Source organism: Streptomyces sp. 35G-GA-8, assembly GCF_023534745.1.
GTDB lineage: Bacteria > Actinomycetota > Actinomycetes > Streptomycetales > Streptomycetaceae > Streptomyces.
On record NZ_JAMHJQ010000001.1, the window covers coordinates 39,363 to 53,980 of the forward strand.

Consider the following 14,618-nt stretch of genomic DNA (forward strand, 5'->3'; position numbering starts at 1 on the left):
GTACGGCCCGTGGAGCGGCAGGTGCAACCTATTGAGGCGATCGTTACGGGCGGGATGCAAACGACTCCAAGGCGCAAGGATTCGCCGGGAAGTTGCCTCTAGGCCACCGATTCTTCGCCGGAATCGCGTGGGTCGCCGCGGCCGACGGAGCCCGCCGACGGCCGCCGGACAGACGTAACGCCCGGCGCCATGTGGTCGGCGCCGGGCGTCACGTTCTCAGACGGTCCGGTGGGTTACGGGACTATCCGCAGGAGCTTGTTGGGCGAGCCGGTGCCGGGGTTGGTCACCACGCCGTTGGTGGCGCCGTTCACCAGGGCCGCGCCGACCTCGGCCGGGGTCGCGGTGGGGTGTCCCGCGAGGTAGACGGCGGCGGCTCCGGCCACATGCGGTGTGGCCATCGACGTGCCGGAGATGCTGCTGGTGGCCGTGTCCGAGGTGTTCCAGGCACTGGTGATGGCGCTGCCCGGAGCGAAGATGTCCACGCGCGCGCCGAAGTTGGAGTAGCTGGCGCGGGCGTCGGTGCTGGTCGTCGCGCCGACGGTGATCGCGTCCGCGACCCGGGCCGGCGAGTAGTTCTGGGCGTTCGCTCCGGAATTACCGGCGGCGATCGCGTAGGTCACACCGCTGTTGATGGAGTTCTGCACGGCGGTGTCGATCGCGGCGTTGGCGCCGCCGCCGAGCGAGACGTTCGCGACCGACCGGGGGCCGTGGTTGTTGGTGACCCAGTCGATACCGGCCACGACCTGGGCCGTGGTGCCCGAGCCCGCGTTGTTGAGCACGCGCACGGCCACGATCCTGGCCTTCTTGGCCACGCCGTACGCCGTGCCCGCGGCGTTGGCGGCCACATGCGTGCCGTGGCCGTTGCCGTCCTGCGCGACGTTGTCGTTGTCGACGGCGTCGTAGCCGTTCGAGGCCCGGCCCGCGATGTCCTGGTGGGTGATGCGGACGCCGGTGTCGATGACGTACACGGTCGAGCCCTCACCGGCGGAATCCGGGTAGGTGAAGCTGTTGTTCAGCGGCAGCGCCGCCTGGTCGATCCGGTCGAGGCCCCAGGACGGCGGGTTGGTCTGGGTGGCGAGTGCGTGGACCTCGCGGTCCTGGAAGACCTGGTCGACCGCCGGGTCGGCGGCGAGTCTCCGCGCCTGCGCGGGCGAGAGCTCCGCCGCGTAGCCGTTGAGGGCCGCCGTGTACGTGCGCTTGACGGTCCCACCGTACTCGGACACCACGCTCCGGCCCGCGGCCGAGGCGGACTTGAGGCCGGCGGTCTTCTTGAGTGTGACGATGTAGCTGCCTTGCACCGCGTCCTTGGCATCGGCGCCGACGACCGTACCCACGGCGGGGGCCGCCTGGGCGGGAACGGCGAGGGCGGTCATGGCCGCAGCCGCCGCTGCCGCCGTGATCGCCGCGGCGATCCGTGTCTTGGTGGTACGCAACACTGCCATCGTGAGGGATCCTCCTCATCGGGTGCGCTGGGGTGCGTGCGCAACGTGGGGGCACATACGGGACGTATGCGTGGGGAGCGGACCGCGTGGTTCCTGGGACCGCCGCCCGCTAAGACCTTCGCTGAGACGGCGTCAGTCGACAAGAGGTCCGACCGGATGTCATAGCCATGACATGGTCACGCAATATCCCCGTAGTGAGGACGCGCCTGTTCGGGGACGCTTCGGAGCCACAAAGAGGCGCCGTATCAAGCCAGTTGGAACCCCTGGAACTGACGGCACGGCGGGTCGGCCGGCGGGAGCCCGGAAACCGGACGCGTACCGCATCGGCCAGAACGCGTAACTCTCCCTTTGCCCGCCGTATGCGCACCCTTGACCCGGTCATGCCAAAGCCTCACCATGACCCCGGGCACGTACTGCGCGCGCCCGCACCCCCACAACTCCCCATCCAGGAGACTTCATGCGGCTCCGAATACGCGGCAGCGGCGCCTCCGGTCGCAGACGGACAGCCACCCTGGCCGTCGCGCTGACCCTGACCCTCGGCGTCACGGCCACCGCCACGGCCACCAGCACCGATTCCACTCCCTCGTCGGCAGCCGCCAGAGCCACGGCCGCGGACGAGGACATCCAGCAGTACGAGATCGTCATGCACGCGACGTCCGCGACGCGCACCGCGCTCGCCGGGACCGGTGTGACGATCGACGCGTCCGACAGCGAGAGCGTGGTCGTCTCCGCCGACCCGGCGCAGGTGAAGAAGCTCCGCGCGCTCGGCTACGCGCCGACACCGCTGGGCGCCGCCCCGGACCGTACCCTGAACGGCGCCGTCACCCCGTTCGACTTCCCCTCGGCGGACTCGAATTACCACAACTACGCCGAGATGACGAGCGAGATCAACTCCATCGTCGCCGCGAACCCGGGCATCGCGAGTCAGCGGGTCATCGGCACCACGTACCAGGGTCGGAACATCACGGCCATCAAGATCAGCGACAATGTCGCCACCGACGAGAACGAGCCCGAGGTCCTCTTCACCCACCATCAGCACGCGCGCGAACATCTCACCGTCGAGATGGCGCTGTATCTGCTGAAGGAACTGACCTCCGACTACAGCACCGACTCACGCGTCACCAACATCGTCAACAACCGCGAGATCTGGATCATCCCGGACCTCAACCCGGACGGCGGTGAGTACGACATCGCCACCGGCTCCTACCGCAGCTGGCGCAAGAACCGGCAGCCCAACTCGGGCTCCACCGCGGTCGGTACGGACCTCAACCGCAACTGGGCCTACCGCTGGGGCTGCTGCGGCGGCTCCTCGGGCAGCGCCTCGTCGGACACCTACCGGGGCAGCGCCGCCGAGTCCGCGCCCGAGGTGAAGGTCGTGGCGGACTTCGTACGCGGACGGATCGTCGGCGGTACGCAGCAGATCAAGGCCGCGATCGACTTCCACACCTACAGCGAGCTGGTGCTCTGGCCCTTCGGCTACACCACGGCCGACACCGCGACCGGAATGACCCTGGACGACCGCAACGCCTTCGCCGCCGTCGGCCAGAAGATGGCCGCCAGCAACGGCTACACACCCGAGCAGTCCAGCGACCTCTACATCACGGACGGCTCGATCGACGACTGGCTGTGGGGCACGCACAAGATCTTCGGATACACCTTCGAGATGTATCCGTCCTCGGGCGGCGGCGGTTTCTACCCGCCCGACGAGGTGATCACCCGCGAGACGAGCCGGAACCGCGACGCGGTACTGCAACTGCTGGAGAACGCGGACTGCATGTACCGGTCCATCGGCAAGGAAGCCCAGTACTGCTGACGGGTCCCCGCCGAACGGCCCGAGGGGGCGTCTCCGTTCCCGACGGAGACGCCCCCTCTTTGTGACGCTCAGCGCGTGGTGCCGCGGTTGAACACCGACGTGGACCAGACATAGCCGAGCACGGCAAGCCCCAGGCACCAGCCCACGGCCAGCCACCCGTTGTCGCCGATCTCGGTGCCGAGCAGCAGTCCGCGCAGGGTCTCGATGGCCGGGGTGAACGGCTGGTACTCGGCGATCGGCTGGAACCAGCCCGGCATCGCGTCGATCGGGACGAAGGCGCTGGAGATGAGCGGCAGGAAGATCAACGGCACCGCGTTGTTGCTGGCGGCCTCGGCGTTCGGGCTGATCAGACCCATGCCGACCGCGATCCAGGTCAGCGCCGTGGCGAAGAGGACAAGCAGTCCGAACGCCGCGAGCCACTCAAGGACGCCGGCATCGGTGGACCGGAAACCGATGGCCACGGCGACGGCGCCGACGAGGACCACGCTGGCGATCGACTGCAGGACGCTGCCGATGACATGTCCGATGATCACGGAGCCGCGGTGGATCGCCATCGTGCGGAAGCGGGCGATGATGCCCTCGGTCATGTCGTTGGAGACGGAGACCGCGGTGCCGATCGTGGTGCTGCCGATGGTCATCAGCAGGAGGCCCGGGACGAGATACGCGATGTACTCGGAACGGTCGGCACCGCCGCCGCCGATGCCCGCGCTCATCACATCGCCGAAGAGATAGACGAAGAGCAGCAGCAGCATGATCGGGGTGAGCAGCAGGTTCAGCGTCATGGACGGATAGCGCCGCGCGTGCAGCAGATTCCGCCGCAGCATCGTGGAGGAGTCGCGTACGGCGAGGGAGAGGGAACTCATCGGACTGTCTCCTTGGGCTGGTTGGCCTGGTTGGCCTGGTTGTTCCGGCCGGGCACACCGGAGCCGGTCAGGGCGAAGAACACGTCATCGAGGTCGGGGGTGTGCATGGTCAGTTCGTCGGCCTCGACACCGGCGGCGTCCAGCCAGTCGAGGAGGGAGCGCAGCTCGCGCTGGCTGCCGTCGCTCGGCATCCGCAGCGACAGTGCCTCGTCGTCCCGGGTGGCCTCGCGCAGCGCGTCGGCGGCGGACTGATACGCGGCCGGTTCGGTGAAGCGGAGCCGGACGTGTCCGCCGGGGATGAGCCGTTTCAGTTCGTCGGCGGTGCCCTGGGCCGCGATCCTGCCGTCGTTGAGTACCGCGATGCGGTCGGCGAGTTCGTCGGCCTCCTCCAGGTACTGGGTGGTGAGGAAGACGGTGACGCCGCCCGTGACGAGCTCGCGGATGATGCCCCACGTGTTGTGTCGGGCGCGCGGGTCGAGGCCGGTGGTGGGTTCGTCGAGGAAGATGACGCGCGGATCGCCGACCAGCGTCATGGCGATGTCGAGGCGGCGTTTCATGCCGCCGGAGTAGGTGGAGGCGGGCTTCTTCGCGGCGTCGGTGAGGTCGAAACGCTCCAGCAGCTCGGCGGCGACCCGCCGCCCCTCACGCTTGGACAGGTGGTGCAGATCAGCCATCAGAAGCATGTTCTCCTCTCCGGTGATCAGCCCGTCGACGGCGGAGAACTGCCCGGTGACGCCGATCGCGGCACGCACCCCGTCCGGTGACGTGGCGACGTCGTGACCCGCCACCTGGGCCTGCCCGCCGTCGGCGGAGATGAGCGTGGACAGGATCCGCACGGTGGTGGTCTTGCCGGCGCCGTTCGGCCCGAGCAGCGCGAACACGGTGCCTGAGGGGATGCGCAGATCGATGCCGTCGAGGACGGTCTTGTCGCCGTACGACTTGCGCAGACCGACGGCGGAGACGGCGGCCGGCGACGCGTGACCGTCGCCCTGCCTGGACGTGGGCATGACAGATGAAGGCATGGGGCCCTCCCATTCGAAGGCGTGGTGAGTGGTGAAGTGGACTTGGCCGTAAGGAGATGAGGGGTCGGGGCGGGTCAGGCCCGGGCTCGCCGGATGTCGATGTTGCCGTGGCGGGTACGGGCCTTGATCTCGACGGTGTCCTCGGACGCGTCCGGGGCCTCGGACGCGGTGAGCGCGTTGTGCACCTGACCGCTGCCCGAGCTGGCGTCGAGCCAGGCCGCCGTGCCCTCGCGGATGCCGACCTCGATGGAACCGTAGGAGGTCTCCAACTGGACGGTCCCGCGCGCGACATCGCCGACGCGCAGGGTGCCGTGCGCCGTGGTGGCGGCGACCGAGCCCTCCGCGTGCTCGATGAGGATGTCGCCGTTGGCGCCGCTCACACGCAGATCACCCAGGGCGTCGACGACGGTTGTGGCGCCGTGGGAGTTCTTCAGGACGGCCGGGCCGTCGACGGCGCCGACGCGCAGGCTGCCGGAGCTGGTGGTGATCTCGGCGGCCCCCTCGACGCGGTCCACAGTGATGCTGCCGTGGGACGCGGTCAGGTGCAGCGGTCCGGTGGTGTCGAGGCGGACGTCGCCCGACGAGGTCTTCACACGGACCTCGCCGAGCCGGCCCTCGCTGTGCACCTGGGCCCAGGCGCCGGTCAACTCCACCTGCGAGCCGGTGGGCAGTTCGACCGTGATGTCGACGGCGCCCGTGCGCCCGACGAGATAGCGCTGCTTGGGCGTCCTGATGGTCAACAGACCTTTCGTGTAGCGCACTTCGGTCTGCTCCGCCGCCCGTACGTCCTGGTCCTTCTTGGGGTCGCGGGGCTCCACCTCGACGAGGGTGTCGAGCCGGTCGGCGGCGATGAACCGGATGGATCCGGCGTCCACACGGGCGGTGACCGAGATCGTCGCGGGGGTGTCGAAAGAAGGCATGGCTGTCCCGTCCTCTTGGGTCGTCGTGGCGTCCCCGCTGGTGGGACGTGGTGTGGATGAAGTGACGTGGGTGAAGTGACGTGGGTGATGTGACGTGGGTGATGTGACGCGGATGAGGCGGTGCGGGGTCAGCGCACCCAGCCGGTGACGCTCTGCCCGACGGTGCGGGTGGTGCGGGTCTTCTCCGTCGTACGTGACGGGGCGCCGCCTTCGACCGCGGCCGATACCGCTCGTACCAGCCACGCGTTGACCGACAGGCCCTCGCGGCTCGCGGCCTCCTCGGCGCGCGTCTTGAGATGGGCGGGCAGCCGCAGGTTGACGCGGGCGGTGCCGCCGTCGTCGCCGTCGGCGGGTGCCGGGGCCGGTGCCCTGAGCGGCTCGGCGGGCCCGCTCCTGTCCTCGTACGCCTCGTCGCCCGCCGGCCGTGTCACCACGAAGTCGGGGTCGAGCCCGCGCAGCCGTACATCGACCGAGCCCGGGGCGAGTTCGCGGGTGATCTCGCCCATCGCGGCGGAGAGCACATTGAGCATCGTCAGGCGGGTCGCCGACTCCAGGGGAGCGGTGAGCCGGTCGGCCAGCTCGCGGGCTTCTCGGCCGCCGGCTTCGGCGGCCACCGCGAGTTCGCGGCGAAGGTTGTCGACATACGGCGTGAGGTCCATAACGCCATAGTGGCACCACTCTGGCGCCATCTGCAAGCCCCTGAGGGAAGTGAGCACGAACCCAGGTCAGTACGAATGCTCTGACCTGCTGAAACGCGCTGGCGCCATCTTGTGTCAATGCGGCGCCATCTGGGCTCCTGGCTGCTCTGGCGCCGTCGATGGCACCACGTGGCACCACTGGCGGCGCCACGCTCCGATCCGGACAACGCCGGGCCTCCGGCCGGGACGTACCGTATCTCCGGCGCGTCCGCACGTTCTCCGCCAGGCGCGGGCAAGTGCCTGCGGGCAAAGGCCCGGTGCTGGAACGCTGGACGGATGAACGAGAGCGCGAAAACACTGAGGCCGGGCCGACGGTGGTGTGTGCTGCCCGACGACAAGGGCTGGCTGCGCGATCTGCGGACCGTCGGGGACCGGCTGCTCGATCATCTGTCGGCCGCCGCCGCTCTGGACGACGACCCGTGGGAACTCCCCGCGGCCCCCTACGCCGAGGCCGCGACCGCGTGCGACCGCGTCGTCTCCATGCTCCCGGAGCACGCCGGGAGCGGTCTCGAACCACTGCTCTCGCCCACAGGAACCCCACAGCCGACCGTGCACGCGCTCGCGGTGGACTCGGGTGACCTCGACGCGCTGTGGGAGGTCCTCACCCGACTGCACCGCGCCCTCGACAACGAGCCCGGCACCGAAGGGCTCCTGGACCTCGTCGGACAGGCCGGTGCCGAGTGGGGCGACCCGCCGCGCTCACCGCGCTGTCTGATCTCCCAGCTCGAACGCGTGGTGGCGGTACTGGAGCTGGACACCTTCGCGGTACGGACCCTGGCGGTCGTCATGGCCGACGGGACGGAGCGGACGCTGGACGAGACGGGACAGACCGCCTACGAGGCCGTCACCGCGTCCTGGGCCACCACGCTCCAGCCCTGAAAGCCCAAGCTGCGAGGTCAGGAGTCTGCGACGAAACTGGGGAGGACATGACGGCACGCCTTCTCTGCGCTCAGTGCCCCGGGGAATGCGTTTCTCTGAAGGAGCGGAAACATGACGTCGCGCACTGTTTCACCCTCTGCTCGTCTCTCCGAGCACGACGCGGCCGTGGGCTTCACGGCGTCCAGGCAGTTGTCGGAAGCCCTCCAGGCGATTCTTGTCGACCTCATCGAACTGCACCTCCAGGGCAAGCAGGCCCACTGGAACCTGGTGGGCCACAACTTCCGGGACCTGCATCTGCAACTGGACAACATCGTGGACGACGCCCGAGAGGGGGGCGACGAGATCGCCGAGCGCATGAGGGCCCTCCACACCGTTCCGGACGGACGCTCCGACACCGTCGTGGCCACCACCACCCTGCCCAAGTTCCCGGAGGGCGAGCTGAGCGTGGCGGCCGTGGTGGATCTCATCACGACGCGCCTCTACGCGACGACAGCGACCATGCGGCGCGTGCATGACGGCGTGGACAAGGCGGACCCCTCCACCGCCGACATCCTCCACTCGATCATCGACACCCTCGAAAAGCACGCGTGGATGGTCCGCTCCGAGAACCGGAAGGTGTGAGGGCACCCCGGCCCCTGTGACGTGGTGATCAACCTTCGCCCCCCGTCCCGGTGCGGGACGGGGCTCTACGACGGCAGATGGCCCTGTAACGCGCGGACGAGCCCGCTCGTGGCGTCGTCGGCCAGCCCCCGGTCGTACGCCCTCTCGTAGGCGGGGTCGCCCGCGGCCTCCCGTGCCCGCCGCTCCCACTCCTCACGGAGCGCGCCGAGTTCGGGGGAACCGCGATGGGGATGGCCGATCATGCGCCAGTACGCGTGTCCCGTGCCGTACGTACGGGCCGCCTCCACACCGTCGCCCTGGACCGCGATCGCTCCGGCGAGCAGATCGAGACCGAGAGCGATCCCGAGGCTGTCGTGCAGCTCGTATTTGCCCGCGAGCATCGCCCGCGCATGGCCCTCGGCGTCGCGCGGGCGGCCCTGTAGGAGGTGTATGAAGGCGAGTTGGTGGTCGGCGTAGGCACGCGCCCAGCGCTCGCCGTAACGCAGGCTGAGCCGTTGCAGCCCGGCGGCCTCCTCGCGCGCGTCATCGAGCCGGCCGAGCGCCGTGAGCGCGAACAGCCTTATCACCCGGCAGCGCAACTGTGACGGGGCGTCGCGCGGATCGCCCGGCAGATTGCGCAGCGCGCGGTCGCAGACGGTGTGCGCGGCCAGGGGGCGGCCCATCATCAGGCAGTTGAAGCCGACGAGGTGGGCGGCGGAGAGCAGGGATTCCGGCTCGTTGTCGTGCCAGGCGGAGACGCTGCACTCCTCACCGACCCGGCGGGCGGCCTCGTGGTCGCCCTGGAGCGCGAGGGTGATGCCGAGGGCCCAGAGGGCGCGGGTACGGTGCTGTCCTCCGGCGGGGTGGAGGCGCAGCGCGCGTTCCAGACAGCTGCGGGCCTGGTGGAGGTGGCCGCAGCAGCTCCAGAAGAGTCCGGTGCGGCCCGCCATCTCCACGCCCTGTGCCGGGTCGTGTTCGAGGAGATGGTCGATGGCCGCGCACAGATCGGCGTGGGTGTCGGCGACACGGCGGTACCAGGCGACCTGGTCGGGGCCGAGCCAGCCGGCGTGGGCGCGGCGCGCGAGTTCGGCGAAGTGCGCGGCGTGCCGGTCGGCGAGAAGCCTCTCCTCACCCAGTTCGCCCAGCCACATGGCGCCGTATTCGCGCAGCGTGTCGAGCATGCGGTAACGGCCGTCCGCGCCCTCGTCCTGGCGCAGGACGGATTTGGCGACGAGTCCCGCCAGAGCGGCGGTGACCGCGTCGGCACCGAGCGGGCCTCCGGCGCACACCGCCCGCGCGTCGGCCGCCCCGATGTCGCCACGGAAGACGGAGAGCCTGGCCCACAGCAGACGTTCGAGAGGGGCACACAGCTCATGGCTCCACCCGATCGCGGTACGCAGGGCGCGATGGCGGCGGGGCCAGACCGTCTCATCGGTCAGCACCTCCAGCCGGCTGGTCAGCAGATCCGCGACCTCTTCGACGGAGTGATCGGCCAGCCGGGCACAGGCCAGTTCGACCGCCAGCGGAATACCTTCGAGACGATGACAGATCTGGACGGCCGCGGCGGCCGTGCCAGGGTCGTCCAGCGACACCTGAGGCGCGGTACGGGCGGCCCGGTCGCGGAAGAGCCGTAGCGCGTCGTCATCGCCCTCCAGGGGCAGCGGGGGAACGTCGAGGCAGTGCTCACCCCTCGCGCCGAGCGGCTGCCGGCTGGTGGCGAGCACGGTCAGGCCGGGCGCGGCCGTCAGCAGCTCACCGACCAGATGCCCGACCGCCGCCACCATCCGCTCACAGCAGTCGAGCACCAGCAGCAACCGCCGCCCCGCCAGCCACTCGCACAACGCCTCCACCGGCGACCGCAGCGAATGATCCGAGAGCCCGACGGCATCACACACCGTCCCCAGCAACAGCTTCTCGTCGTACAGCGGCGACAGATCCGCCCACCACACACCATCCGGGAACCGCCCGCCCGCCCCCTCCGCAGCACGCAGCGCCAGCCGGCTCTTGCCCACGCCTCCACTGCCCGTGAGCGTGACCAACTGGTGCTCCGCGAATGCCCGTTCGATCGAGCCCAGCTCGCTGTTCCGGCCTACGAAGCTGGTCGTCACGACGGGAAGGTTGCCCACCACGGCTATATCCTGGCCCTCTTGCGGTGCGTGGCCTACACCCCTGGTCGTAAACGGCCAGAATCGGCCGGGCGTGGGCCCAGAACAGTCAATCAGCCACGCGTTCTGGCACGAGTGGGCAATTCCGGTGATCCATCGAGCACGGAGTCGACGCGGGCGGCAGCACGGTCGGCGTCAGGGGAAGGGGAGCGTCCGGGCGAAGAGGGTGACGACGATCAGCACGACCGGGAAGCACACCAAGAACATCGAGAAGGTGTAGCCCATGATGTCGCGCGCCTTGAGCCCGAGGATCGTCAGCGTGGGCAGCATCCAGAACGGCTGGAGAAGATTGGCGCTCGCCTCACCGAGGTCGTACACCACGACCATCCAGCCCTGGTTCACCTGGAGTTGATTGGCCGCGTCCAGGACGTAGGGCGCCTCGATGACCCACTTGCTGCCGCCGCTGGGGACGAAGACGCCGAGCACACAGCTGTAGATGGCGATGAAGGCCGGGTAGAAGAACTCGTTCGACACCGAAACCAGCCAGCCGGCGATGGTCTTGCTCAGCCCGGTGAAGGCGATCATCCCGAAGATCCCGCCGTACAGCGGGAATTGGAGCAGTACGCCGGAAGCCGCCGGTGTCCCCTCCTTGACGGCCTGCGCCAGCCGTACCGGACGCCAGTGCAGGATGAGCGCCAGCAGGATGAGGATGAGGTTGACGGTGTTCAGATCCAGGGCGTTGAGGGCGCTGCCCTCCGCGCGGGCGAAGTGCCGCGCCAGGTACCACACTCCGAGCGCGAACAGCAGGATCGCGAAGACGGGGCTGTACTCGATCCACTCCCCCGGCCGGCCTCGGCGCAGCTCCGCGCGCTCGTTCGCCACGCTGGGCCCCAGTTCGACACCCATCTGTTCGGCGGTCTTCGCGCGCTCCGGCGACGGCGACAGGAACCAGGCCATTCCGACGGCGACGACGAAGACGATCGCCGTGGCCACCATGCCCTGCCAGAGGAAGATGGTCTCCGTGAGCGGGATGAGACCGCTTCCGCGCCCCTCCGCGATGACCTCCTGTACGGCGGGCGGGCTCGACGCCTCACTGGCCACCTGGAGCGCGGCGGACCCGGACAGGCCCTGGGCCCATACGGTGCCGAGTCCGAGGAAGGCCATCGCGCCCAGCGCCCGGTAGTCGACGCCCGCGACCCTGCGCGCTATCTCCTTGGCGAGGATCGCCGTGAAGATCAGGCTGAAGGCCCAGTTGAGATAGGACGTCACCATCGCGACGGCCGCGGTGTACGCGATGGCTCCGCGAGGCGTACGCGGCACCCGCGCGAGCCGGCCGATCAGCCGCCCGACCGGAGGCGAGACCGCGACCGCGTACCCGGCGATAATGATCATCGCCATCTGGAGGGTGAACGTGATCAGGGACCAGAAGCCCTGACCCCACGCGTCCACCAGCCCGTAGCCGGTTGTCGCCGCCGGATCCGACGGGGTGCCGACCAGGTCCTCGCCGGTCACGAGGCCGAGCGCGAAGACCGCGAACGTACCCACGAGTACGAAGCCCAGCGCGTCCGGCAGCCATCTCTCGGAGAACGCGGTGAAGCGCAGCGCCATGCGCGCCGGCCAGGGCTCCCTGCCGGCCGGGGTCGGTGGGGCCGGCTCCCGCGGGGGCGCTGTGGTCATCGCGTGTCCTCCTGTCGAGCGTTCTGGCTGCCCGCGGTCCGGGGCCCGGGTGACCGTGAGATCCGGAGTCCGAGGGTCCGGGGTGCGGTGCCGAGGATCTTCGGCCGCGCGTGGCCGGAAGACAATAGAGGTGATCCACATAGCGTGCGGCCACATCATGTGGTGAATCGACTCCCGAAGAAGGAACGGACATCGGGATGTTCGTCCCCACGACGACGAGGCCACGTCACGGTCCGGATGGAGGTCCCTCGGTTGACGAGGTCTGTCGTAACCTTTAGCGTTGCGACTAACGGCGGGAATCGGACGGTACGAGAGTCACGGGAGGCGCCGGGAGGTGATGAACGAGTGAGCGCGAACAGCAGACTGACGGTCGCGACCCATGCCCTGACCTGGATGGAGCTCCATCGGCGCCGGGGGCACGAGATCGCCACCTCGGAGCAGATCGCCGGAAGCGTGAACACCAACCCCGTGGTCATCCGGCGTCTGCTCGGAGAGCTGCGCGAGGCCGGAATCGTCGAGTCCCGGCGCGGCGCGGGCGCGGGCTGGACGCTGGCGCGTGGACTCGAAGCCATCACACTGCTGGACGTCTACGACGCCGTGGAGCCCAGCCCTCTGTTCGCCATGCACCGCGCCGAACCGAACCTGGACTGTCCGGTGGGTTTCGGGATCCGGCCGACGATGAAGAGCGTGTACGACGGAATCGATGTCGTCCTGCGCGACGAGCTGGCCCGCACCACGCTGGCCGATGTCCTCCAGAACGTGCTGGCCGCCCGCTAGGAAAGGTGCTTCATCGGCGCGTCGTACCGCCGGTGCGCGGGCATGTCGTTATTCGCACTCTTTAATGTAACAAAACTCATTACCTCAAGGATGGATGTCATGGGACAGCTGGAAAACAAGGTGACCCTCGTGACCGGCGGCTCGAAGGGCATCGGGTTCGCCATCGCACGCCGGTTCGCCGAAGAAGGCGCCACCGTCTATCTGACCGGACGGCGCAAGCCCGAACTGGACGCCGCCGTGGAGGCCATCGGGGAGCGGGCGGTCGGCGTACAGAGCGATGTGTCGAACCTCCAGGATCTCGACACCCTCTTCGAGACGATCGGAACCCGCAGCGGGCGGCTGGACATCGTGGCGGCCAACGCGGGCGGCGGCGAGCTCGCACGGCTCGGGAAGATCACCGAGGAGCACTACACCACCACCTTCGACATCAACGTCAAGGGGCTGATCTTCACCGTCCAGAAGGCCCTGCCGCTCCTGCCCAACGGCGCGTCCGTGATCGTGCTCTCCTCCACCAACGCCTCCCTCGGCATCGAGGCGATGAGCGTGTACAGCGCCACCAAGGCCGCCATCCGCAACCTCGCCCGCACCTGGGCCGCGGAGCTCGCCGACCGCGGGATCCGGGTCAACGCCATCTCGCCTGGGCCGATCGAGACCCCCGGTATCGAAGGCCTGGCGGGCGACAGCGCACAGGCCAGGAAGAAGTTCAAGGACAGCTTCACGGCCCAGATCCCGCTGGGCCGGATGGGCAGCCCGGACGAGGTCGCCGCCATGGCCGTCTTCCTCGCCTCGGACCAGAGCTCCTTCACCACGGGCGCCGAACTCTTCGTCGACGGCGGCCTCGCCCAGATCTGACCGTTCCGTCCACGGACGGACGGACGGGCAGACGGGCGGACGGGCAGACGCCGCGTCGGCGGACTCCTGGGAGAGCACGTCGAGTTCGACGGTGCGCAGGTCCAGCGGGACGCCGACGCGTCAGACGATGCCGCCGTTGGCGCGCAGCACCTGTCCGTTGACCCAGCGAGCGGGACCGGCGAGGAAGGCGACGACCTCGGCGATGTCCTGCGGGGCGCCCAGCCGTTCCAGGGGTGCCTGGCCTGCCAGCTTCGCGATGGTCTGCTCGTCCTTGCCGTCCAGGAACAGGGCGGTGGCGGTCGGCCCGGGGGCCACGGCGTTGACGGTGATGTCCCGGCCGCGCAGCTCGCGGGCGAGGATCAGTGTGATGGCCTCGACCGCGCCCTTGGTGGCGGCGTAGGCGCTGTAGCCGGGCAGTGCCAGCGCCAGGACGGAGCTGGAGAAGTTGATGATCGCCCCGCCGGGCCGGAGCCTGCGCGCGGCCTGCTGGTCGACGACGAACGTCCCGCGGATGTTGGTGCGGTGCATACGGTCCAAGGCGTCGAGGTCGATCTCGGCCAATGGCGCCAGCGTCATGACACCCGCCGCGTGCACCACCACGTCGATGCCGCCGTACGCCGCCTCCGCCGCGTCGAAGAGCGCCGCCACGGCCGTCTCGTCGGCCACGTCCGCCCGGAACGCCATCGCCTGCCCGCCGGCGGCGGTGATGGCCCCGACCGCCGCCTCGGCCTCGGTGTTGTTACCGGCGTAGTTGAGGACGACGGCGAATCCGTCGGCGGCCAGCCGCTCGGCACTCTCGCGGCCGATGCCGCGGGACCCTCCGGTGATGATCGCCACCCGACGGGGAGAAACGGTCTGCTCGGTCATGGCACTGCTCCTTGTCCCGGCCGGATAGCGCCGCTCGCAACCCGACCGTATCAACGCTAACACCGTCGAGTTAGCGACGCCAACCCCACCTCGTAACGTCGCT

At 69.4% G+C, this 14,618-nt stretch carries 13 protein-coding genes; 5 read left to right on the forward strand and 8 right to left on the reverse strand.

The window, feature by feature from the left end:
* Positions 1-233 precede the first annotated feature (233 nt).
* A complete protein-coding gene (locus M1203_RS00140) occupies positions 234-1,442 on the reverse strand; it encodes a S8 family peptidase (RefSeq protein ID WP_249947355.1) in 1,209 nt (402 codons plus the stop codon).
* A gap of 457 nt (positions 1,443-1,899) precedes the next feature.
* Here M1203_RS00140 and M1203_RS00145 point away from each other — a divergent pair, with 457 nt between their 5' ends.
* Positions 1,900-3,255 (forward strand): M14 family metallopeptidase, encoded by a 1,356-nt coding sequence (locus M1203_RS00145; RefSeq protein ID WP_249947356.1) that lies wholly within the window; start codon positions 1,900-1,902, stop codon positions 3,253-3,255.
* A gap of 68 nt (positions 3,256-3,323) precedes the next feature.
* Here the strand turns inward: M1203_RS00145 and M1203_RS00150 are convergent, their stop codons facing one another.
* From M1203_RS00150 to M1203_RS00165, 4 genes are all read right to left on the reverse strand, one after another.
* The gene (locus M1203_RS00150) at positions 3,324-4,118 is read right to left on the reverse strand and encodes an ABC transporter permease (RefSeq protein ID WP_249947357.1); all 795 of its coding nucleotides are present in this window, start codon (positions 4,116-4,118) and stop codon (positions 3,324-3,326) included.
* The gene (locus M1203_RS00155; RefSeq protein WP_249947358.1) at positions 4,115-5,140 is read right to left on the reverse strand and encodes an ATP-binding cassette domain-containing protein; all 1,026 of its coding nucleotides are present in this window, start codon (positions 5,138-5,140) and stop codon (positions 4,115-4,117) included. The genes M1203_RS00150 and M1203_RS00155 overlap by 4 nt, the downstream gene beginning before the upstream one ends.
* A 74-nt stretch (positions 5,141-5,214) precedes the next feature.
* Positions 5,215-6,060 (reverse strand): DUF4097 family beta strand repeat-containing protein, encoded by an 846-nt coding sequence (locus M1203_RS00160; protein WP_249947359.1) that lies wholly within the window; start codon positions 6,058-6,060, stop codon positions 5,215-5,217.
* A gap of 128 nt (positions 6,061-6,188) precedes the next feature.
* Positions 6,189-6,719: a hypothetical protein gene (locus M1203_RS00165; protein WP_249947360.1), complete on the reverse strand. Its 531-nt coding sequence runs from the start codon at positions 6,717-6,719 to the stop codon at positions 6,189-6,191.
* A 315-nt stretch (positions 6,720-7,034) separates the two neighbouring features.
* On the opposite strand from M1203_RS00165, the gene M1203_RS00170 reads away from it, so the two are divergent.
* Entirely contained in the window at positions 7,035-7,637 is a 603-nt protein-coding gene (locus M1203_RS00170; protein WP_249947361.1) for a hypothetical protein, read from the forward strand.
* A 111-nt stretch (positions 7,638-7,748) separates the two neighbouring features.
* Positions 7,749-8,258: a Dps family protein gene (locus M1203_RS00175; protein WP_249947362.1), complete on the forward strand. Its 510-nt coding sequence runs from the start codon at positions 7,749-7,751 to the stop codon at positions 8,256-8,258.
* Positions 8,259-8,323: 65 nt separating this feature from the next.
* On the opposite strand, the gene M1203_RS00180 is transcribed toward M1203_RS00175, so the two are convergent.
* Together M1203_RS00180 and M1203_RS00185 are read right to left on the reverse strand one after the other, a co-directional pair.
* Positions 8,324-10,363, reverse strand: coding sequence for an NB-ARC domain-containing protein (locus M1203_RS00180; RefSeq protein ID WP_249947886.1), 2,040 nt, complete (start codon positions 10,361-10,363; stop codon positions 8,324-8,326).
* A gap of 174 nt (positions 10,364-10,537) precedes the next feature.
* Positions 10,538-12,019, reverse strand: coding sequence for a short-chain fatty acid transporter (locus M1203_RS00185; protein WP_249947363.1), 1,482 nt, complete (start codon positions 12,017-12,019; stop codon positions 10,538-10,540).
* Between the two features lie 345 nt (positions 12,020-12,364).
* On the opposite strand from M1203_RS00185, the gene M1203_RS00190 reads away from it, so the two are divergent.
* Together M1203_RS00190 and M1203_RS00195 are read left to right on the forward strand one after the other, a co-directional pair.
* On the forward strand, positions 12,365-12,796 hold the full coding sequence (locus tag M1203_RS00190) for an Rrf2 family transcriptional regulator (protein ID WP_249947364.1): 432 nt from the start codon (positions 12,365-12,367) through the stop codon (positions 12,794-12,796).
* A gap of 99 nt (positions 12,797-12,895) precedes the next feature.
* A complete protein-coding gene (locus M1203_RS00195; RefSeq protein ID WP_249947365.1) occupies positions 12,896-13,648 on the forward strand; it encodes an SDR family NAD(P)-dependent oxidoreductase in 753 nt (250 codons plus the stop codon).
* 120 nt (positions 13,649-13,768) lie between these two features.
* Here M1203_RS00195 and M1203_RS00200 read toward each other — a convergent pair whose 3' ends face one another.
* Positions 13,769-14,515, reverse strand: coding sequence for an SDR family oxidoreductase (locus tag M1203_RS00200; RefSeq protein WP_249947366.1), 747 nt, complete (start codon positions 14,513-14,515; stop codon positions 13,769-13,771).
* Between the last annotated feature and the right edge of the window lie 103 nt (positions 14,516-14,618).